Here is a 21578-nt window from a genome sequence, read left to right as displayed (position 1 = left end):
ATTAGTCCCGTCCTTTACTGCGATTTTTTCCTAGAATAAAAATAGGTTCTAGCTCACCGTTTTCGTATAAAAATGAAAGAGCTGTGATGGGTACACGTCCACTTGCAAAAAAGCTCATGGTCATTTGCGCAAGAATATCATAACCCGTTTCGTTTTGAATATCAGCTAGAATCAGCACATCTTGATGAGGTACTGCTACAGCCATTGTGCCCGAAACACTAGAAGCAAAATCTTGCAAAAATGCCTCGTTAAGAATTCGACTTGCATCGTATCCATCGTTCTGATTTACAAAATAAAAGTCATTGCCTGCTACCGTATCTTTTTTATGTGAAATCGGCAAAGAGCGAAGATTAAATTTAGCCATTTCCCGCACTGCGGATAGATCTAAATTTTCCTTGCGAATTAGTTTCTCATCTAATAGACGATATGTATTGCCTAAATCAAGCGCATAATAAATGCGTGTTTCAGCTGTATGTTCATCATAAATCAACGGCACGTCTTCATTCGATTTATCTGGAAAAGACGTTGAGCGAATAACTGGATAAATGCGCTTTTCTTTTCCCGTTACCTGCTGTTCATCGTTCATAACACGAAGAGCTTCTTTTATATAATATACCATTTCATCTAGAGCCGCTTCCTTTTTTTCTTCCCATTTTGCAATTAGCCCAGGTAAAGAAATGGTTACACCTTTTTTCGTTTCCTGATGTTCAACGCGCAGCGTATCTTTTTCACGATCAAATAAAAATGACCAATCTGCACCCGTTAATCGCTCTTCTAGTAGTTTTCTCATCTTTTGACTATTCATTTTCGCCATATTTACGCCTCCTTTTCTCATTTTTATGTATGAAGACTGATAGCTGTAAATCGCTATCAGTCTTCACTTGATTTATGCATTTAAGCCGTTAATAAACTCTTCAATTTCTTCTTTTGTTTTACGGTCTTTGCTGACAAAACGCCCTGTTTCTTCTCCGTTGCTGTAACCAACAAAGCTTGGAATTCCAAAGATGCTTAATTCTGCACAAAGATCGATAAAGTCATCGCGGTCGACATAGTGAAAGGTATACTCACTATGATTCGCCTCAATTTCTGGAAGCACAGGCTCGATTACTCGGCAATCTGGGCACCAGTCTGCTGAAAACATCATGATATGCTTTCCTTCTTTAATGATTTCTTTGTATTGTTCAATTGTTTGCATTTTTTCCATTTTTCTTTCCTCCACTTTTTCTTTTACTTTCGTATTTAAACGGCTAAAGCCCTATACATTATTTAATCCTTCTACATCAAAACATAGTATATGAGTTGTTGCAACTATCATACACTGATGCTTTTCTATTATAAAGGGTTACAAAGAAATTTCCTATTGAACAGCTTGATTTGTCCTAAAATCAAGCTGTCCTTTTAGCATTAAAACAACCTGATAAAACATAGCGGTCCGATCTAAATTTCCATTGGTGAAAATACCGATTGCTCCTTCTTTTTTTCGGATATTCTTTTGGTTTGTATACACTTCCATAGCTTCGGCTAATTCTTTTTTATCATGACGAAGCATACCGGCTACCGCTTCAGGAAGCCGAATACGAGCCCCTCCACCTAAAATCGGTTCAAGGTCCTTAGAGGTAACAAGGCTTCCCCAATTGCAAAGGAATAAGCCATGAGGCGTTTCCTGCACCCCTCCTTCAAGCCCAATACCAATATCAGCACCTGTCTCTTTCACAGCAGCACGCGCGCGATTAACCGCTCCTTGGATGGTTTCTTCGTCAGAAAAAGGCTGTGGCGATACCCCGGACTGCACGCCTACCTCTACATATGTAAAAGTATCTCCAAATACTTTTTTTACTGCATTTACTTTTGTTGGATTTTTCGTTCCGATTGCAATTTTCATTTTTTTCTCCTGTCATTATGAAACAAAGCAACCGCAAAAGCAGCTGCTTTGTTCTTTTTTATCCGTTTTGCTTAATCGTATCGAGCGTTGTTTGGTCTGTAGAACGTACAAGTTTGACTAGTAATTCTTTTGCAGCTGCATAGTCATCTACATGAATCATAGAAGCATGAGTATGAATATAACGTGAACATACGCCGATGACCGCAGAAGGAACTCCATTATTAGAAGTATGAACGCGCCCTGCATCCGTACCTCCTGGAGAAACAAAGTATTGATAAGGGATGCTGTTTGTCTCAGCTGTATCTAAAATAAATTCTCTCATTCCTCTATGTGTGACCATCGTACGGTCAAAGATACGAAGTAATACGCCTTTTCCTAATTGTCCAAATGCATTTTTATCGCCTGATGTATCGTTAGCTGGACTAGCATCTAGTGCATAAAACAAATCCGGTTTAATCATATTCGCAGCTGATTGAGCACCGCGAAGTCCTACTTCTTCTTGCACAGTAGCTCCAGAATATAAGATATTTGGCAATTTTTCATTTTTTACTTCTTTTAATAATTCAATCGCAAGTCCGCACCCATAGCGGTTATCCCATGCTTTCGCCAGTATTTTCTTTTCATTTGCCATTGGCGTAAACGGACAAATCGGTACAATTTGGTCGCCAGGACGAATGCCCATTTCTGCTACTTCCTGCTTACTATCTGCGCCCACATCAATCATCATATTTTTAATGGCCATTGGCTTGTTGCGCTGTGATTCGTCTAATAAATGAGGAGGGATAGAAGCAATTACGCCGGTGATAGGACCTTTTTTTGTAACAACATGGACGCGTTGAGCTAGCAGTACTTGACTCCACCATCCTCCTAGAGTTTGAAAACGAAGCATTCCTTTATCTGTTACAGACGTAACCATAAATCCTACTTCGTCCATATGTCCCGCTACCATTACTTTAGGACCTTTTTCTTCATTATAGCGAACGCCGAATAAACTTCCTAACCCATCTTGAATGACTTCATCTACAAGGGGTTCAATTTGCGAGCGCATAAATGAACGTACTTGATGTTCGTTTCCAGCGGCACCTGGTAACTCCGTTAATGTTTTAAATAGAGATAGCGTTTCATTGTTCATATATACTCTCCTTTATGTATCATTTTCTTTATTGTATCGAAAACCGGAAATAGTTGCTAGTTCCGTCCTTCTCTTCTATAACTCAACTTAACAAAGCATTCGACAATTTGATATAATGATGAAAACATATCCTTAAAAAGCAGGTGAATAACGTGAAATGGACTCAACTAATAGCAGGAGCTGCAGTCGGATTTGCAAGCGCTTATATTCTTCAAAAAAGAAAGTCGTCAATTTCCTCATCGGAAGCCCTTACGATTGTTAAAAGCGCTTTTAAACAAAATGGGGCAATTGATGGCTCATGGATTGAAACAACGACTAAAGTCATTCAAAAACATGGTCTCTCTTTTTATGGTTATACAGGTGGAATTATCAGAACACGTGATGCAAAACAGGAACATTACGAGTTTTTCATTGATAAAAAAAGCGGTTCTATTATTGAATTGACGCTGAATGCACCCGTTTAATTTCGTCAACTATTTCTCCTTTGTTATCCCATTTTACAGCTCGATAAAAAGCATCATGATAAAAACTTAGCCAAGCTTGATTCTCATAGGCATAAGCTAGCCACTGCTGCTTTTGTTCAATCGAAGTCATTGGATAATCATCATATGCCATTACCCATAAGACATTTTGATGTGCATGTGTTGGCAAAAGATCGCCCATGTGCACTAAGATGTCATTGTTTCCTTTTAATACAACTACAGCATGACCATCGCTGTGACCGCCGGTATGATGAACCGTTACTCCAGGCACAATTTCATCTTTATCGCTAAATGTTATTACTTGATGCTGAATAAATTCCCAATTTTGTTTCCAATACGTATTTTTAGAACGTATATTAGGATTTCTCATTTCATTCCACTCGATCTCACTAACAAAGATTTCTGCATTTGGAAAAGCAGAGGAAAAATGTCCGTTGCTGCATTTTGTTAAGCCTGACACATGATCAAAGTGAAGATGCGTCATAATGACATGAGTAATATCTTCGCACGTAAACCCTAACTTTTGTAAATCTTCAGCAATAAATGATTCTTCTGTTACACCAAAATGACGCTTTTTTTTCTCATCCAACATACCATTCCCTATACCTGCGTCAATTAACATGAGGTGTTTTTCAGTTTGAACGAGCAAAGGATCAGTTCTCATTGGAATTCGATTTCCTTCTGAGATAGGATATTTTTTTGTCCAAAGCTCTTTTGGAACAACACCAAACATTGCTCCTCCGTCTAAATGATTATTCCCTCCACGAAGCCATGTCACTTTTAATTCGCCTATTGTTAACGTTTCCATTTTACACCTCCATTATATTCCTTTTTATTTTATCACTATTTCCTTCTCTTTTTGAACAAAAAAAGACTGAGGGACTCAGTCTTTTTCGTTCAGGTATTTTACTTCACAGCGGTAAATACGGCTGCCTTTTTGTGAAAATTTCTCTTCATATTCCGTCATAACATTGCCTTCAAAATCGCTTTTATGCAAATCTAAGCTAATGTATTTGAGAAGAAGCCCATATTCTGAAAAGCTTGTCAATGAATATTCAAATAGACCTTGATTATCTGTTTTAAAGTGAATTTCTCCACCATCAACCAGCAGGTTTTCGTACATGCTTAAGAACGTTTTGTATGTTAAACGGCGTTTGGCATGTCTCTTTTTTGGCCATGGATCAGAGAAATTGAGATAAACGCGATCCACGTCATTTTTTGCAAAAAACTCACTAAGGTGGTTAGCATCTACATTCAACAGCTTTAAATTTGGAAGCTCTTCTTCAATCAATCGTTCTAGAGCACTTAAGATGACACTTTCATACATTTCAATTCCAATATAGTTGATATGCGGATTTTGTTTAGCCATCCCTACTAAAAATTGGCCTTTTCCTGTTCCTACTTCAATATGAAGAGGATTTTCGTTTCCAAAAACCTCTTTCCAGTTCCCTTTATACTCTGCTGGGTTTGGAACCACGTATTGGGGATTTTCAGCAATTTTATCTTTTGCCCAAGGTTTGTTTCGTAATCTCATGTTGCACCTCTTTAATGTATTTTGACGCATTGAAAATGTCGGTTATTCGAAACAACCGACATTCTCATGCATAATTGTGTTTAGATAGAAAAAAATAAGAGCATCATACGAGAAAGGATGATGCTTAATGCCTTTAAATGCCGAACACCAAATGAATATATTAAAAGATATTTTATCTAATCATCAAAGTGATTGCTGCGGAACGGTTGCGGAATGTGAACAGGTTGAACGTTTAATTCAATCAATGTTAGCAAAAGGATACGCTAGCACAGACGTACAAGCAACACTACAAAACGTGTATAAATACACGCAAGATGCAAAAAGTGCTGCTCATTTAGACGAACATATTCAAACCAATCAACAAAATTTATCACAATGGGTCCAAGAACTATCTACCTTGTCATAATCTTTGCTACTGTGCTTGAATGTCGTTGACGAGCAACATCCGAAGATATTCAAGCCAGTAGTTCATTTCAGAATGTTCATTTTTCGAACGATGCCATTCAATGAATAAAATGGTTTGACTTATCACATACCACTTCATTCTCTTTTTCAAGTTCTCGGTTAGTTCAACTCCATAATGCTCAAGCCATTCTTCCCACTGAGATGGATTGATGTACCAATAAAGCAATAAACCTAAATCAATAGCAGGATCTGCAATCATCGCTCCGTCCCAGTCGATTAAATATAGCTGCGTATTCTCTCCAAGCATCCAGTTATTGTGGTTCACATCACAGTGACACACAACATATTTATCTGTCTGAACGGACGGAAGCTCTGCTTGTAAATAACTGATTCCCTGCTCTACAATACTTTCTTTTTGAAGTCGCTCGTCCACATTCTCTACAATATCGGCTAGCACGTCTTCGGGAAGAAGCGGTGTTTTCCCCAACCTTTTCAACATATCTAATAACTCGTTTGAATGATGAATTTTACTAAGCAATTCTGTCACTCGACTCGAATTCATATCTTTTGGTTTTAATTCTCGACCATCTAGCCAGTGCTGAGCTGTGATCACATCTCCATTTTCCATTCGTCTTGTCCACACGAGCTTCGGTACGATTCCTTCAGCTGACAATACTGCTAAAAAAGGTGATGAATTACGCTTTAAAAAAAGCTTTCGGTCTTGAAATTTTGCAAAATAAGCTTCTCCTGTCGCTCCGCCAGCAGGAGTAATTTCCCATTCGCTTCCTAATATATCTTCCAACCAATTCACCTTCAATTTCAACACACACATTTCGTTTAAAAATTTCACTCAATAAAGCAATCTATTAAGACATCATGACGTTATTTTCTTAGTAAATAAAAAAGACGGCTATTGAGGATATGTATCAATAGCCATCCTTTATAAATATTATCTCCATCATACTTTTTTCGTCAAGTGGTTGAAGACAATAATTACGTTTGAAATAAAATAAGAACGCTAAGCTTTGAAACGTTTATAGCATTATCCTCTATAGTAGGATACCCATTTTTATATACTTTACAATGATCAAGTGCTATTTTCCATGGTCCTTCTGGCAAAACTACTTTTTCTTCCATTAGGCCTTGATTAAAAAACACAATAATATTCTTCCACGGACCGTAAGCCAATACGTTTGATAAGGAATAGCCAATAACGGATTGCGGCGTATTTAGGAAAGAAACATGCTGCCTAATCGCTGAAGCATCTCCCAAGCGAAATGCACCGTGCTGTTTGCGAATACGAATCAGCTCTTGAACCCAATTCACATCAGGAGAAAATTTGATCCGTCGATTCCAATCAAGTGCATTAATATCATCGGGTGAATTATAGCTGTTCTCTACGCCTTGTTTAGTGCGGTAAAACTCTTGACCACTATGAAGAAACGGTATGCCTTGCGAAAGAAGTACAATAGCAGTAGCAAGGCGGTGACGACTTCTACGAATGTCTTCATCTTCTTCTCCATTTGAATTCGTTAACTTATCCCACAGCGTATGATTATCATGTGATTCAACGTAATTAACTGATTGTGCTGGATTTATAAATAAAGCCCGGCTGTCTTCTTTATCCAGAATGCTCCCCGCTATCACAGATTGCACGGTCTCTTTTTGATAAATATTTCCGCTGATAAAACCTTTTTCATATACATCAAACGTGCTTCCTTTTACAGAATCTCGAAAGCGATCATTAAAATAGCCGATTTGAGGCGTTTGGCGGGCATTCGCCATAATTGCTTTTTGATTATAGGGGAGAGGAGTATTTAAATCCCAGCCTTCGCCAAACACCAAAATAGTAGAATCAATTTCATTTATTTTGTCCCGAATGATGTTCATCGTTTCTATATCTAAAATCCCCATGAGGTCAAAGCGAAGCCCATCAACGTCGTACTCTTTTATCCAAAACAATACTGAATCGATAATAAACTTTTGCGCCATTTTCCGTTCAGAAGCAAAATCATTTCCTACTCCCGTCCCGTTCGAAGGCATCCCAAACTCATCATGTCGAAAATAATAGCCCGGAACAATTTTTTCAAAAGGTGATTCCTCTCGTACAAATACGTGATTATAAACTACATCTATAATAACACGGAATCCCTGTTGATGAAGTGTTGATATTAATTGTTTCACTTCAGCAATACGAGTGGCAGGATTTGAAGGGTCAGCGGAGTAGCTTCCTTCTGGTACATTAAACAACAATGGATTATACCCCCAATTATAAGAAGCATGAGGGTTTAATTCATCTACTCCGCCAAAATCGTTAATAGGAAGAAATTCAAGGTGGGTCACTCCTAGCTCTTTTAAATAATGAAGACCTGTTGTTTTGCCTGGCTGCCCGCTTGATTCAGTAACAGCTAGGTATGTGCCCTTTTTTTCTATCCCGCTTAAAGGATGAATAGAAAAGTCGCGAACGTGCATTTCGTAAATAACGGCATCTGTTGGCTGAAGGAAAGGTGGCTTTTCATGGGGATGAACATAGGCTGTATGAAGATTTATCAGAACTCCGTATTCACTATTTGCTGTAGCTGCAACGGCATAAGGATCCACCGCTTCATTTGTCCGGTCGTTTACATCTATTAAAAATCGATAATAATATCCTTCTTTATCTAAGGGAAGTTTCTTTTCCCATACGCCTTTTCTTTGACGAGCCATGACGTACAGTTCTTCTTTGCCGCTGTTTGCATGTATTAATTTTAAAATCACTGCTGATGCAGTCGGGGCCCAAATTTTTATCATAATATGATCTGAATAAAAGGCTGCACCCAAATCATTTTGATTATAATAAAATCTCTCATCAAACTCTTTGGTTCGTATAACAGCCCCTACCTGCAGCGGAACTTTCTCTCCGTAATTATCACAGATAACGTACGACTGTCCAATTTCTATGCTACCTTCAACCTTGCCTTCATATTTGATAAAACCTTCTAATTCATGTACGTTTTCAATAGAGATGGTCTCATGTATTTGTGTACTTTTAATCACAAAAAAATCAATTTGACCTTCATGATAAGAAGTTGGAACTAAAAGAGTAATACGATCTATTTGATCTAAATAAGCTTGAAACTTATTATCACCAGTCATCCTTTTCTCCTCCTTATGCCAATTACCTCTTTAGTAGCATTATATGTAGTAAACGCAAAAACGAAAGCACTTTCATAGCGTGAATGTTCGTATTATTCACCTGCTTCGAATTCCCGGTCAAAATAAATACTCTGGCTGTGTTCGAGCAATACTTGAGCTGCTTTCATCTGCTTAAACTTTAAAGGTGCTTTAGATTTCCTAAGTTCACAAAACCATTCTTCATACTTTCTAGCATCTACAAATTCAACCTGATAAGGCTCCGCAGCGTAATCAATGTATCCATTTCTGCTCAGTAATATTTTCTTTACGTTATGTTCAATATCGTGAGTACGATAGATGCTTCGGACAATTTGCTCCGTTCGATTTAACCCAATTAAAGGATTTAATATCTTTTTTTGATCTCTTCCTCTTAACTCTGTCCAAAAATTTTCTTTTGAATACTGAAAAACAGCACTTTTATATGTTTCTATTAAACAAATACAGAGGGTTTCCGTTGGAGTAACAATAATGATATCTCCTTCTACCGGAGCTTTATTAATCAGGAAAACAGGCTTGTACATCACGAGACATGTATCAGGAAAGCGCTGAATAAAATAACGGAGAGCTTCATCATGGTAATATTTACGATCTGCTTGTGAGAACTCAAATAAAGTGGATGTAGCCCATTTCATTTGAAGATCAAATACATTTTCTAAAAACAATATTTTCAAGTCTTCCGCTGTTTGTGGAAGAGTTGTAAACCTCAATAGCTCTTGATTTTCCACGCTATCGCTAGAGAACGCTTCTTCCACTTCACACGTTTCTTTTTTTCTTGTAAACCGCTCTTTTGCTTTTTGCAAAAATGAACGTTGAGCTTTTGTTTCTTCTTGTACAGGCGGCTCATGTAATAGCCCTTCTTCAAATAATTGCTTTGCTTTCTTCCAATTATGCTTTTTTAAGTGATTAAACTGAGACGTGTAGTGATAAACGTCTTTTTCATAACGGGAAATATAATCTTGCACCTTAAGTAGCTGCGCCACGTTTACATCAATCCCCTAATTAAAATTCCTCTAAAACTTTGTTCGCCGATGATTTCTCTATTATCATCGGCGTTTTCTTTCCTTTGATAAGAGCGATTTTTAAATAACCTCTCTCCATGCTTGTATGTTCATATGCTACTGTGACTGCAAGGAAAAAGATAGTATTTTTTTATATTTAGGTTTGCTAGCAGGATGAACTTCAAAAAGGGCAAACGAACTTACTTGAAACTGTTCTTCAATCGACGTTTGTTTTAACTGTTCTTCCAAAAGTCCGGCTTCCCCTCCCCACTTCTTTGCAATCGTAATATGAGGACGATAAGGACGTTTTTCATATAAGCCGCTTAGATCTCCCCATACGGCCTGTATATCCCTTTGCAGATTCATAAGCTTATCATTTGGCCTAAGGCTTACATAAAGCACTCTAGGCTTGTTATACGCACCGAACACATCGTACTGACCTGTCTGCAGCGAAAAACTTGAATGACGGGAGGCTACCTCTTTTAAGCGCGTAATCAGCTTTTCCTTTTTGTCATCTAAAAACCCTAAAAATTGTAGCGTTATATGATAATCGTCAGGGTATGTCCATTGTTTGAAAGGAAAAGGTATTAATTCCTTTGCCCAATTTTCTGCCTGATGTGCAATGGATACAGGCACGTTGATTCCAATAAAATAATGTTTATCGCCTTTCATCAAATCGCTCCTTTTCTTTTTATTATCTTTCCCCAATTGGTTATGTTCAAAAAGAGCTAGATCTATTTTAAAGGTTTTTTCGGATGAAATAGAGAGGTTTTTCTGAAAATTTGTCATGTGCTTAAAAAATAAGAATTTGTGTTATCATAGAAACAATACAGAGAATTTTTATAAGAAAAGGATGAGAAAAATGAAAGTTGTTAACAATATGGCTGATTTGATTGGCGAAACACCTCTTGTTAAGTTGAATCGTCTTCAACCTGCAGATGGAGCATCCGTTTACTTAAAACTAGAATTTTTTAATCCAAGCCGTAGTGTAAAAGACCGTGCTGCTTTTAATATGATCGTGGAAGCTGAAAAAGCAGGCTTGCTCAATGAAAATTCTACTATTATTGAACCAACGAGCGGAAATACAGGTATTGGCTTAGCAATGAATGCAGCGGCAAGAGGTTATCGTTCTATTTTAGTTATGCCAGATACCATGACTCAAGAACGAATTAACTTGTTAAAAGCATATGGTGCGGAAGTTGTTCTAACACCGGGCGATGAGAAAATGCCTGGAGCAATTCGCAAGGCAGAAGAGCTTACAAAAGAAATTCCAAATGCATTTATGCCCATGCAGTTTGAAAATAATGCAAACCCTGACGCTCATCGAAAAACGACTGCTAAAGAAATTATCGAGGCAATGAACGAGTTAGGCAAAGACTTATCTGCTTTTGTTGCTACTGCTGGAACAGGCGGAACGATTACAGGAACTGGTGAAGTACTAAGAGAAAACTACCCAAATATGACCGTTCATGTTGTGGAACCAGCTGGGTCTCCTGTATTATCTGGAGGAAGACCTGGGAAGCACAAGCTTGTAGGAACAAGCCCTGGATTTATTCCTGATACGCTTAATGTAGATGTTTACGACGAAATTTTAAAAATTAAAGATGAACAAGCCTACGATATTACGCGACGCTTGGCTTCTGAAGAAGGAATTTTAGTCGGTCCTTCATCTGGCGCTGCGTGCTATGCTGCTATCGAGGTAGCCAAAAAATTATCTCCTGATCAAGTGGTCGTATGTATTGCTTGCGATACAGGTGAACGTTATTTATCAAGCGACCTATTCTCATTTGAATAATAAAAAAGCGAACGCAAAGGCGTTCGCTTTTTTTATTTAGCTAATTCGTAAATAGCCTGTGCATAAATAGCTGTTGCACGAAGTAAATCTTCAATTACCATGTACTCGTCTTTTTCGTGCGCTACTTCTTCACGGCCTGGGAAAAGAGGTCCAAATGCCACCCCCGCTTCCAATGCTCTGGCATACGTTCCTCCTCCAATTGAAATAAGTGTAGGTTCTTCATTTGTTTGTTCTTGGTAAACCTTTTGAAGCGTTTGAATAAGCTCATGTTTTTGATCGACATGATGTGGTTTAGAATCTGTAAAATGTTTGATGGTCATTTGATAAGATTCACTTTTTTCTTTAATCGTATCAATAATGTCGTCAATATGAGCTGATACAGGATAGCGAATGTTTAAACCAAAGTGCCCCGCTTCTTCTTGATTGTAAGACATGATTCCAACATTTATCGTTAAATCACCCGTAACCTCATCTTTGCGATTTAAGCCCATTTTTTCTCCTAGTGCATCTTGAACTAAATACGCATTTGCATAACCTACAAACTGATTAGCTTGTTCATCAAGTTCTAATGTGTGTAAAAAGCGAAGAAGCGTAAGTCCAGCATTTTTCCCTTTATCAGGCACACTGCCATGTGCTGAAACGCCTTCTAAAGTAAGTGTGTATACACCGCTCTTTTCTGTTATTGAACCTTTTAAAGACTGATCCTTTAAAAATTGATCATATTTATTTTTAATATCCGTTTCACTATGGAATTCAAGAACAGCTGTTGCAAGATCAGGAACCATATTGTAGCGTCGTCCAGAGACAAATGATGTAAGCTGAACGCTTCCCTTTGTTCCTTCAATTGGCTGCTGGCGAATTTCTACGTCTGTAATTCCTTTTTCAGCAAAAATGATAGGAAAATCCGCATCGGGCGCAAACCCCATAGTTGGCATCTCTTCATGATTGAAGTAGTGGTCCACACATCTCCAGTCACTTTCTTCATCCGTTCCAATGATCATTCGAACCCGTTTAGATAGAGGAAGCCCTAAATCTTTCACAATTTTCATCGCATAATAAGCAGCCATCGTCGGGCCTTTGTCATCGATTGCTCCTCTAGCAAAAATTTTCCCGTCTTTTATTTCACCGCCGTATGGATCAACCGACCACCCGTCTCCTTCAGGAACAACGTCTACGTGACAAAGAATGCCAAGAAGTTCTTTCCCTTCTCCTGCTTCAATATGACCAGCATATCCGTCTACGTTCTTGACGGAAAACCCGTCATTTTTTCCTTTATTTAAAAGAAAGTCAAGCGCTTGAGCAATTCCAGGTCCAAATGGCTCTTCTTGTTTTTCTGTGCTTGTCAAAACACTTTTAATTTGTAGAAAACGCTGCGTCTCAGCTAGAATTTCAGCTTCTCTTTTTTGAACTTCCTCTTTCCAATTAATTGCCGTCATCTGTTTGTCTCCTTTTCCTGCTTTTACAGATTGTATCTATCATTACTATTGGTAAATTTAACTTTATCATACCTTTATATAGAAAGAAATAATTGTCTCTTTCCTTTCATATCAAAGGTTTACAGAGTCAAAATTCCGGGAAATAAATTGTAGGCACAATCGATAAAAACGGATTCTATTTGTTTATTGTTTACATATACTATAAAAAATGTGCAAATAGAGGAAGGAGATGTTACGAAAGGATTACATATTTATATCATTTTTTGTAAATATTGTGTTAATTTGCGTTTTCTCTTTTATTTTTCTTTCGATTTTGTGTACAATAAGGATAAGGACTGAAATAGTGCTTGACATCTCAGAGTTATAAAGAAGTTGTGCCTTACGAAAAACGAATAAGGAAGTGGTTTTTTGAAACCTTCAACTAATCGAATGCTAACTCGTATCAAATCGGTCTATATGTTCATTTGTAAAAATGGAACAGTTACAACGCAAGAGCTCGTAGACGAATTTGGTATTACACCAAGAACCATTCAGCGTGACTTGAATGTGTTAGCATATAATGATTTAGTTCGCAGCCCAAGTCGCGGTACATGGACGACTACGCAAAAGAAGGTCAAGATGTCATCCTAGTAAGTTTATTTCAAGGGTAGTAAGTGATTTATATATAGAGATAAAATTCTACGCAGTAGAAAGTCAAGACTTGGACGAGTGCATAGTCCCCCGCTCCATTTGCACGTCAAGCAGAGTTGGTACTCGTTTAAGTGCTTTAACGTGAAATGTTTCACTTGTCTAACAAAGTGGACAAAAAAAAGGAACCATTTTAGACTTAGGTTCCTTTTTCTTTCGCCTCTTCTTAGGCATTTGAGTTTTGCAATAAAGCTAGTTCTTCTTCCGTTAACTCCCTATACTCTCCTAAATCTAACGACTCGTCTAATAGCAAAGCTCCCATAGATAAACGTTTTAAATACGTTACTTTTTTTCCTCTTGCTTCAAACATACGCTTCACTTGATGAAATTTCCCTTCAACGATCGTTAATTCAATTTCTGATTCCACACCGCTTGTTAGTATCTTTAACTCTGCTGATTTTGTTACATATCCATCATCAAGAGTGACACCTTGCCTAAATGCTTCAGCATCTTCTTCAGTCACCGGTGCATTAATTTTTGCAAAATACGTTTTAGGAACGTGCTTTTTAGGAGATAGCAGCTGATGTGCAAGCTGACCGTCATTCGTCAGCAGCAAGAGCCCTTCTGTATCTTTATCTAAACGCCCTACCGGAAATGGGTTATACACAGCATCATCAAGTTCAAGCAAGTCCAAAACTGTTTCATGAAGAGAATCTTCTGTCGCTGATATGACGCCTTGCGGCTTATGAAGCATAAAGTAAACAAATTCTCGGTAAGAAACGGCTTCGCCATGCACAGTTATTTCTTGTTCATCTGGATTAACGTGGACCTTAGCATCTTTAACTGCTGTACCGTCTACCTTAACAGCCCCAGTCTTTAAAAGACCTTTAACTTCTTTTCGGCTTCCGTACCCAATGGTAGAAAGCAATTTATCCAAACGCATGTAATATCCTCCTCTTTTTTGAAAAGAAGATGACTCTAACGAGTCATCTTCTTAGGCACTGCGCTGTTTATTTCGGCGCAGTATCTTTCGTTCAATTGCACCTGTTACCCTCGCTCCCATTACTTTTTCAAGCAGGCTTGTACGATAGGTAATAATAAAGTAAATAAGGCCGCCTACTGCTGCTCCTATAATCGTAATAACAGTGGCAGAGAATCGTCCTGGCGTTGTAAACAGACCAATCACTGCTGCGACAATTTTTACGCTGATTCCCATAATCGCAACAAAAATGAGAATAAGCACAGAGCGTTTTATAAACTCACTGTAGTTATATTTTGCGTGTTTTTGAATAAGCGCAAACATATAAACAAGAGATACGATATAGCCTAATGCAGTCGCTAAAACTGAACCAATCTCGTGGAACATAAGAATAAATGGAACGTTCACGACAATTTTCACAATCAATCCAAATAATAGACTTAAAACAGCATATTTTTGTTTGTTGATTCCTTGTAAAATAGCTCCATTCACCGTAAAAAATGAGAACAATAAAGCTACCGGTGCATAGTAAAGCAAGACATTCCCACCCGCATCCGATGCATCTGTTCCAAAGAAAAACGTATAGGCTGGGCCAGCTAAAGCCATTAACCCTACAGATGCTGGCAGCACAAGAAACATAATCGTTTGATATGTTTGGTCAATTTGCTTTTGCAGTACGTTATAATCTTTATTCACAAAGGAACGTGTAATCGTTGGTACAAGAGTCAAACCGAACGCAGTAGCTAATGAAACGGGAATCATCACAAGCTTTGGAACATAAGACTGAACAATTCCGTTCATTGACTCTGCTATTTCTTTTTGTCCAGCCGCTACCATTGCACGGTTAAATGTGAATTGGTCCACATACTGATAAAGCGGAATAGCCAAGCTGACAAAGACATATGGCAATGAATACGTAAGCAGCTCTTTAAAAATGGATACGGTAGAAATACGCGTAGGCGTTACCGTCTGCTCGTTCACCATTTTATCAAGATAAGGCTTTCGTTTTTTCCAGTACCAAATCAATACAGCCAGTCCAGCAAGAGCTCCTACAAAAGCCCCCATCGTAGCAAATCCAACGGCTAATGCAAGACTCCCGTGGACAACTTTGATGACGATATAGGTAGATGCCAATAAAAAGACAACCCGCACAAGCTGTTCAACTACTTGTGAAACAGCTGTTGGTCCCATAGACTGGTGACCTTGGAAAAATCCTCGCATTAAACTCATCATCGGTACTACAATTAACGCAACACTAACCATTCGCATAACCATTACTACATCTTCTAAGGAGTTATTTAAATCAGAACCTCCCAGTGTAATTCTAGACATAACAGGAGCTAACGAATATAAAAGTAAAAATGCAAGTATTCCTGTGACAAGCATTAATTTCATGCCGGCCCGGTACATTCTTCTACTCGTATAGTAATCACCGAGTGCATTATATTTTGATACAAATTTCGATACGGCCATTGGCATACCGGCTGTAGCAATACTTAAATAAATAGCATATTGGTTATATCCGTAACCAAACAGTGCTCCCCCTACGGTTCCAACAAGGATCGCAAATGGAAATAAATAAATCATTCCCAAGATTCGGGATACATAGGTGCCAAGCGTCAGCACAAAGGTCCCTCTTAACAATTTTGAATCAGACATACGTTTGCCTCCGATACTTAATGTTACATACTGATAATAATGATAGAATTGAAAAGAAGCAAGTGACAGTATACACTAAGAAAGGTCTTATACTCACTCGCACTCGTCAACAAACTAGAAAAACAAAGACTATAGCCCATTTTATCCAATGTTGAGAGATTTGTCAGTGAACAAACTAAAATTTTTTAAGAATAGACAGGTTGGTGAAAGTATGATATATGATGTAGTCGTAATCGGAGGAGGACCTTCTGGTTTGATGGCATCGATTGCAGCTGGTGAGTCAGGTGCAAACGTATTATTAATTGATAAAGGCAATAAACTTGGACGAAAGCTTGCCATTTCTGGAGGCGGACGCTGTAATGTGACAAACCGTCTTCCCATTGATGAACTTATTAAACACATTCCAGGAAACGGACGCTTTTTATACAGTGCGTTTTCTGTTTTTAATAACGAAGATATCATCTCTTATTTTGAAGGCCTTGGAATTAAATTAAAAGAAGAAGATCACGGCCGTATGTTTCCGGTCAGCAATAAAGCGCAATCTGTTGTTGACGCATTAATTAGCGAACTTCACCGTCTTCGCGTGACAATTCGCACAAACACAGCCGTTAAACGCGTACACTATGAGAACAACACCGTGAAAGAAGTTGTGCTTCAAAACGGGGAAGCAATCCAAACGAAAAGCGTTGTGATTGCAGTAGGTGGAAAATCAGTACCTCATACAGGTTCGACAGGAGACGGTTATCAATGGGCAAAAGATGCAGGGCATAAAATTACTGAGCTTTACCCAACAGAAGTTCCTATTACATCTAGCGAACACTTTATTAAAACCAAAACGCTTCAAGGTCTATCGCTTCGCAATGTAGGACTAAGCGTGCTTAATAAAAAAGGCAAGCCTGTCATTACTCATCAAATGGATATGATTTTCACTCACTTTGGCATCTCTGGCCCTGCCGCTCTTCGCTGCAGCCAATATGTTGTTAAAGAGTTAAAGAAACAAAAAAGCAACACTGTTCAAATGTCTCTTGATTTATTTCCTAGCCAAAACGAAGAAGATATTTTTCAACAATTAGTCAAAACAACAAAAGAAGAACCGAAAAAAGCAATTAAAAATGTCTTAAAAGGTTTTGTATCTGAACGTTATCTATTGTTTTTACTCGAGCAGGCAGGCATTGATAGCCAAGCGCTAGCAGGACAGCTTCAGCATGAGAAACTGAGAGAATTTGCAAGACTGTGCAAACGATTTGAATTTGCTGTAAACGGCACGCTTTCTTTAGAAAAAGCATTCGTCACAGGAGGCGGCGTATCTGTTAAAGAAATTCACCCAAAAGAAATGTCTTCGAAATTTATGCAAGGCCTTTACTTCTGCGGGGAAATTCTTGATATCCATGGATACACTGGAGGATACAATATCACTTCTGCTCTTGTAACAGGCCGTTTGGCTGGAAGTAATGCAGGAGAATTTGCAACAAGCCTAGCATAATATGCTAGGCTTTATACATAACCATGGCTGAAAAACAGTACACCTGCTCATCACGATCAACATCCACTGTCACTTGGTATTTAATATCAACGACGTCTTCATCCTCTAATTTCCGTAAAAATCGGTTCACCGCAAATTCTAAATCTTTTTCATGCTCTTTATCAAACATTTTTACTTGTATCACAGCTTCTACCACCTTGTCCTATCAAATTTGTTTCAATCAGAATGGACTGTTTCTCTTGATGATGGTTTTTGTACAGATTTTCAATCTCTTACTACCTCTATTTTTATGAGGGCTTTTATAGATTTAGTCATCATTTGTTTTCCTGCTATCATTTTAGTCGGTTGGCAGAAGTTTCATTCAAAAAAGAGGTTAAGACATAACGAAATGAATTCAATCTAAAGACGAACAAATGGGATACATGAGCTGAACCGCTTGTAACACGGCAGTTGATTTCCTTGCAAGACTTCGCTTTCCGCGGGCGGCCAGTGATCCTCCTCCTCGCTTGCGCTCCTGGGGGGTCTCACCTGTTCCGCTTTTCTCGCAGGAGTCTTCGCCTTGCCTTCCAATCAACTGCTAGAAGAAACGAAACAAAAAAAATGAACCACTAATCAAACATGTTGATCAATGGTTCATTTTTCACTTCAGCTAAGATACTTTTGTCCCAGCCTCTTTTTATTTATTAACCGTTTTTCCTTCCCACTCTAACATACCGCCAACCATATTTGTTACTTTATATCCTTGTTCTTGAAGGTAGTAACATACGTTTTCACTGCGGCGGCCCGAACGGCAAATGAAAATATATTCTTTGTCTTTATCGAAATAATCCACATTACCTGGAATATCATTCATACGAATGTGTTTAGCAGTGGGAATCATTCCTTCTGCTACTTCTTCATCTTCGCGCACATCAACTAAATGAAGTTCTTCTCCATTTTCAACGCGTTTTTGAAGTTCTTCAGGCGTAATTACTTTTACTTCTTCCATCTTCGTCATTCCTCTCTATTCTTTCATTCAGCTTGCTATCGCTATTGTAGCAAATTCAAATACCTTTATGCCACTAAATAAGAAAAGCTTAAGCAGCAGCCTGCCTAAGCTTTTCCAATCGTAGTTAAAGGTTTGACTAAGCGCCTGATGTCAACCCGAAAGGTGGACATCAGGCGCTTAGGTCTAGAACAGAACCCCTGACTAAAGAACTATCAAGGGTTCTGTTCTACATCAATACTTAATTAGCTACGATGTTTACTAATTTACCAGGCACAGCAATCACTTTGCGCACTGTCTTACCTTCAATGAACTCTTGAACATCTTCATTAGCCATTGCAATATCTTGAAGCTCTTCACGAGATGCCTCAGCAGGTACGTTTACTTTCGCACGTACTTTACCGTTAATTTGAACGACAATTTCCACTTCATCATCTACAAGTTTTGCTTCGTCAAACGCAGGCCAAGCCTCATACGAAATTGTATCTTCGTGACCTAGTTTGCTCCATAATTCCTCAGTCGTATGAGGACAAATTGGTGCTAATAGCTTCACAAATCCTTCTACGTATTGCTTTGGCAGCACGTCAACTTTGTATGCATCATTGATGAATACCATAAGCTGAGAGATACCTGTATTAAAACGGAGGCCTTCGTAATCTTCCGTTACTTTTTTCACCGTTTGGTGATACACGCGTTCAAGCGTAGTGTCATTGCTTTCTTGAACCTTGCTGCTTAATTCACCGTTATCGTCAACAAGTAAGCGCCATACACGATCTAAGAAACGGCGTGCACCATCAAGCCCTTTTGTTGACCAGGCGATTGACGCATCTAAAGGCCCCATGAACATTTCATAAAGGCGAAGCGTATCTGCACCGTGGCTTTCTACGATCTCGTCTGGGTTTACAACGTTACCTTTTGACTTACTCATTTTTTCGTTATTTTCTCCAAGAATCATACCTTGGTTAAACAGTTTTTGGAACGGCTCTTTTGTTGGAACTACGCCGATATCATATAAAAACTTATGCCAGAAACGAGCATATAATAAGTGAAGAACAGCGTGTTCAGCTCCACCGATATAAATATCAACCGGCAACCATTCTTTTAATTTATCTGCATCTGCTAACGCTTCACTGTTTGTTGGATCAATGTAGCGTAAGTAATACCAGCAGCTGCCTGCCCATTGAGGCATTGTATTTGTTTCGCGGCGCCCTTTTTTGCCTGTTTCCGGATCTACAACGTTCACCCAGTCATCAATGTTTGCTAACGGAGATTCACCTGTGCCTGACGGTTTGATTTCAGTCGTTTTTGGTAACACAAGCGGAAGTTGATCTTCAGGAACTGCAGTCGTTGTGCCGTCTTCCCAGTGAATAACAGGAATTGGTTCACCCCAGTAGCGCTGACGGCTGAATAACCAGTCACGCAGACGGTATGTTACTTGTTTTTCACCTTTTTCATTTGTTTGAAGCCACTGAATCATATTTGAAATTGCTTCTTCTTTATCTAAACCATTTAAGAAGTCTGAATTAACGTGCTCGCCGTCGCCTGTATAAGCTTCTTTTGAAACGTCTCCGCCCGCTACTACTTCTTTAATCGGCAGTTCAAATTTAACAGCAAATTCATAATCACGCTCATCATGAGCCGGAACAGCCATAATTGCACCTGTGCCATAGCTCATTAGAACATAGTCAGCAATCCAAATTGGCATTCTCTCGCCGTTTACAGGGTTAATTGCATAAGCACCAGTGAATACGCCAGTTTTGTCTTTAGCTAAGTCTGTACGTTCTAAATCGCTTTTGCTTTTAATTTGATCTAAATACGCTTCTACCGCTTCTTTTTGTTCGGCTGTTGTAATTTTTTCTACAAACGGATGTTCAGGTGCTAAAACGGCATACGTTGCCCCAAATAGCGTGTCAGGACGCGTTGTGAACACAGTAAATGTGTCGTCGTATCCATCGATTGTGAAGTGCACGTGAGCTCCTTCAGAGCGGCCAATCCAGTTGCGCTGCATTTCTTTAATACTTTCTGGCCAATCAAGCTCATCTAAATCTTCTAGTAAACGATCTGCATAAGCGGTGATTTTAAGCATCCACTGCTTCATTGGACGACGCTCAACCGGATGTCCCCCACGCTCACTTTTGCCGTCAATAACTTCTTCGTTCGCAAGTACCGTTCCTAGAGCAGGACACCAGTTAACAGCTACTTCATCCACATAAGCTAAGCCGTTTTTATATAGCTGTAAGAAAATCCACTGCGTCCATTTGTAGTAGTTTGGATCAGTTGTATTAATTTCTCGCTCCCAATCGTAAGAGAAACCTAACGATTTGATTTGACGACGGAAATTATTAATGTTAAGTTCAGTGAATTCAGCCGGGTCGTTTCCTGTATCTAATGCATACTGTTCAGCAGGTAGTCCGAATGCATCCCATCCCATCGGATGAAGTACATTGTATCCTTGCATACGCTTCATACGAGATAAAATATCCGTTGCTGTATAACCTTCTGGATGCCCAACGTGTAAACCAGCGCCAGATGGATAAGGGAACATATCTAATGCGTAAAATTTACGCTTTCCTTCATCTTCTGTTGTTCTAAATGTTTTATTTTCTTCCCAAACTTTTTGCCATTTTTGTTCGATCTTTTCATGATTAAAAGCCATACATAATCCTCCTTGTACGCTCCAGCTGTATTTAATTAAACTAAAAAACCCCTCATCCCTCAAACAAAGGGACGAGAGGTTGAATAAACTTCCCGCGGTACCACCCAAATTAGCACAATTATGTACTCACTCATTTTCCTTAACGCGGATAGACGGCAAATGTTACTTTACTTCACATTTACAACTCCAAGGTGAGTTCATGAACGCTCGTTTGCTGACTCGCACCACCCGTCAGCTCTCTTAGCTCGCTTCGTTCACTACTATTCCTTATCATAGTTTTTACATCATACTACCTTGTATTGTAAATAATATGTTCGTAAACTGCAAGTTGTTCAAGGGATTTTGTAAAAG

At 38.7% G+C, this 21578-nt stretch carries 22 protein-coding genes and 1 other annotated feature; of the genes, 5 read left to right on the top strand and 17 right to left on the bottom strand.

The annotated features are described in order from the left end of the window. Position 1 precedes the first annotated feature (1 nt). The 4 genes from AC0KUU_RS00380 to AC0KUU_RS00365 all read right to left on the bottom strand — a co-directional run bounded on the left by AC0KUU_RS00380 (position 2) and on the right by AC0KUU_RS00365 (position 3014). Positions 2–814 carry a DUF1444 domain-containing protein gene (locus AC0KUU_RS00380; RefSeq protein ID WP_014457994.1) on the bottom strand — a complete coding sequence of 271 codons (813 nt, stop codon included), beginning with the start codon at positions 812–814 and terminating at the stop codon, positions 2–4. Positions 815–886: 72 nt separating this feature from the next. After that, complete coding sequence (locus AC0KUU_RS00375) at positions 887–1204, bottom strand: thioredoxin family protein (RefSeq protein ID WP_013059504.1); 318 nt, start codon at positions 1202–1204, stop codon at positions 887–889. Positions 1205–1357: 153 nt separating this feature from the next. Continuing rightward, on the bottom strand, positions 1358–1882 hold the full coding sequence (locus AC0KUU_RS00370; RefSeq protein ID WP_162215037.1) for a DUF84 family protein: 525 nt from the start codon (positions 1880–1882) through the stop codon (positions 1358–1360). Between the two features lie 58 nt (positions 1883–1940). Continuing rightward, positions 1941–3014, bottom strand: coding sequence for a M42 family metallopeptidase (locus AC0KUU_RS00365; protein ID WP_013059506.1), 1074 nt, complete (start codon positions 3012–3014; stop codon positions 1941–1943). A 152-nt stretch (positions 3015–3166) separates the two neighbouring features. Here AC0KUU_RS00365 and AC0KUU_RS00360 point away from each other — a divergent pair, with 152 nt between their 5' ends. Continuing rightward, positions 3167–3478: a PepSY domain-containing protein gene (locus AC0KUU_RS00360; protein ID WP_025750689.1), complete on the top strand. Its 312-nt coding sequence runs from the start codon at positions 3167–3169 to the stop codon at positions 3476–3478. Here the strand turns inward: AC0KUU_RS00360 and AC0KUU_RS00355 are convergent. Both AC0KUU_RS00355 and trmB read right to left on the bottom strand, forming a co-directional pair. Beyond that, complete coding sequence (locus AC0KUU_RS00355) at positions 3447–4304, bottom strand: YtnP family quorum-quenching lactonase (RefSeq protein ID WP_098599916.1); 858 nt, start codon at positions 4302–4304, stop codon at positions 3447–3449. The genes AC0KUU_RS00360 and AC0KUU_RS00355 overlap by 32 nt on opposite strands. A gap of 75 nt (positions 4305–4379) precedes the next feature. Next, entirely contained in the window at positions 4380–5030 is a 651-nt protein-coding gene (gene trmB, locus AC0KUU_RS00350) for a tRNA (guanosine(46)-N7)-methyltransferase TrmB (protein ID WP_013059509.1), read from the bottom strand. A 127-nt stretch (positions 5031–5157) separates the two neighbouring features. Here trmB and AC0KUU_RS00345 point away from each other — a divergent pair, with 127 nt between their 5' ends. Further along, positions 5158–5436, top strand: a complete 279-nt coding sequence (locus AC0KUU_RS00345) for a YtzH-like family protein (RefSeq protein WP_013059510.1) — start codon at positions 5158–5160, stop codon at positions 5434–5436. Positions 5437–5442: 6 nt separating this feature from the next. Here the strand turns inward: AC0KUU_RS00345 and AC0KUU_RS00340 are convergent, their stop codons facing one another. The 4 genes from AC0KUU_RS00340 to thpR form a co-directional block, all read right to left on the bottom strand. Beyond that, positions 5443–6237: a phosphotransferase family protein gene (locus AC0KUU_RS00340; protein WP_028410490.1), complete on the bottom strand. Its 795-nt coding sequence runs from the start codon at positions 6235–6237 to the stop codon at positions 5443–5445. A gap of 191 nt (positions 6238–6428) precedes the next feature. After that, entirely contained in the window at positions 6429–8570 is a 2142-nt protein-coding gene (gene pulA, locus AC0KUU_RS00335; protein WP_322552461.1) for a type I pullulanase, read from the bottom strand. A gap of 92 nt (positions 8571–8662) precedes the next feature. Then, entirely contained in the window at positions 8663–9589 is a 927-nt protein-coding gene (locus tag AC0KUU_RS00330) for a hypothetical protein (protein WP_043975932.1), read from the bottom strand. Between the two features lie 135 nt (positions 9590–9724). Beyond that, positions 9725–10279 carry an RNA 2',3'-cyclic phosphodiesterase gene (thpR, locus tag AC0KUU_RS00325; protein WP_043975930.1) on the bottom strand — a complete coding sequence of 185 codons (555 nt, stop codon included), beginning with the start codon at positions 10277–10279 and terminating at the stop codon, positions 9725–9727. 190 nt (positions 10280–10469) lie between these two features. Between thpR and cysK the strand changes: the two genes are divergently transcribed. Then, complete coding sequence (gene cysK, locus AC0KUU_RS00320) at positions 10470–11402, top strand: cysteine synthase A (RefSeq protein ID WP_013085245.1); 933 nt, start codon at positions 10470–10472, stop codon at positions 11400–11402. 32 nt (positions 11403–11434) lie between these two features. Here cysK and pepV read toward each other — a convergent pair whose 3' ends face one another. Next, the gene (gene pepV, locus AC0KUU_RS00315) at positions 11435–12838 is read right to left on the bottom strand and encodes a dipeptidase PepV (protein WP_043975928.1); all 1404 of its coding nucleotides are present in this window, start codon (positions 12836–12838) and stop codon (positions 11435–11437) included. A gap of 408 nt (positions 12839–13246) precedes the next feature. Between pepV and AC0KUU_RS00310 the strand changes: the two genes are divergently transcribed. Then, on the top strand, positions 13247–13468 hold the full coding sequence (locus AC0KUU_RS00310; RefSeq protein WP_013059517.1) for a DeoR family transcriptional regulator: 222 nt from the start codon (positions 13247–13249) through the stop codon (positions 13466–13468). Positions 13469–13691: 223 nt separating this feature from the next. Here AC0KUU_RS00310 and AC0KUU_RS00305 read toward each other — a convergent pair whose 3' ends face one another. After that, positions 13692–14408, bottom strand: coding sequence for a pseudouridine synthase (locus AC0KUU_RS00305; RefSeq protein WP_097824699.1), 717 nt, complete (start codon positions 14406–14408; stop codon positions 13692–13694). A gap of 51 nt (positions 14409–14459) precedes the next feature. Continuing rightward, complete coding sequence (locus AC0KUU_RS00300; RefSeq protein ID WP_043975924.1) at positions 14460–16103, bottom strand: putative polysaccharide biosynthesis protein; 1644 nt, start codon at positions 16101–16103, stop codon at positions 14460–14462. A 211-nt stretch (positions 16104–16314) separates the two neighbouring features. Here AC0KUU_RS00300 and AC0KUU_RS00295 point away from each other — a divergent pair, with 211 nt between their 5' ends. Continuing rightward, the gene (locus tag AC0KUU_RS00295; RefSeq protein WP_043975922.1) at positions 16315–17586 is read left to right on the top strand and encodes a BaiN/RdsA family NAD(P)/FAD-dependent oxidoreductase; all 1272 of its coding nucleotides are present in this window, start codon (positions 16315–16317) and stop codon (positions 17584–17586) included. 4 nt (positions 17587–17590) lie between these two features. Here the strand turns inward: AC0KUU_RS00295 and AC0KUU_RS00290 are convergent, their stop codons facing one another. From AC0KUU_RS00290 to leuS, 4 genes are all read right to left on the bottom strand, one after another. Continuing rightward, on the bottom strand, positions 17591–17770 hold the full coding sequence (locus AC0KUU_RS00290) for a sporulation protein Cse60 (protein WP_013059521.1): 180 nt from the start codon (positions 17768–17770) through the stop codon (positions 17591–17593). Positions 17771–17980: 210 nt separating this feature from the next. Next, the gene (locus AC0KUU_RS00285) at positions 17981–18160 is read right to left on the bottom strand and encodes a hypothetical protein (protein WP_080781547.1); all 180 of its coding nucleotides are present in this window, start codon (positions 18158–18160) and stop codon (positions 17981–17983) included. 102 nt (positions 18161–18262) lie between these two features. Further along, positions 18263–18574: a rhodanese-like domain-containing protein gene (locus AC0KUU_RS00280; protein ID WP_013085250.1), complete on the bottom strand. Its 312-nt coding sequence runs from the start codon at positions 18572–18574 to the stop codon at positions 18263–18265. Positions 18575–18812: 238 nt separating this feature from the next. Then, the gene (gene leuS, locus AC0KUU_RS00275) at positions 18813–21227 is read right to left on the bottom strand and encodes a leucine--tRNA ligase (protein ID WP_322552462.1); all 2415 of its coding nucleotides are present in this window, start codon (positions 21225–21227) and stop codon (positions 18813–18815) included. Between the two features lie 64 nt (positions 21228–21291). Then, positions 21292–21510: a binding site (T-box leader), on the bottom strand. Positions 21511–21578: the final 68 nt, after the last annotated feature.

The sequence above is a fragment of the Priestia sp. ST2 genome, assembly GCF_055810735.1.
The sequence above is the reverse complement of the archived record's forward strand: the minus strand, read 5'-3'. Positions and strand labels throughout refer to the sequence as shown.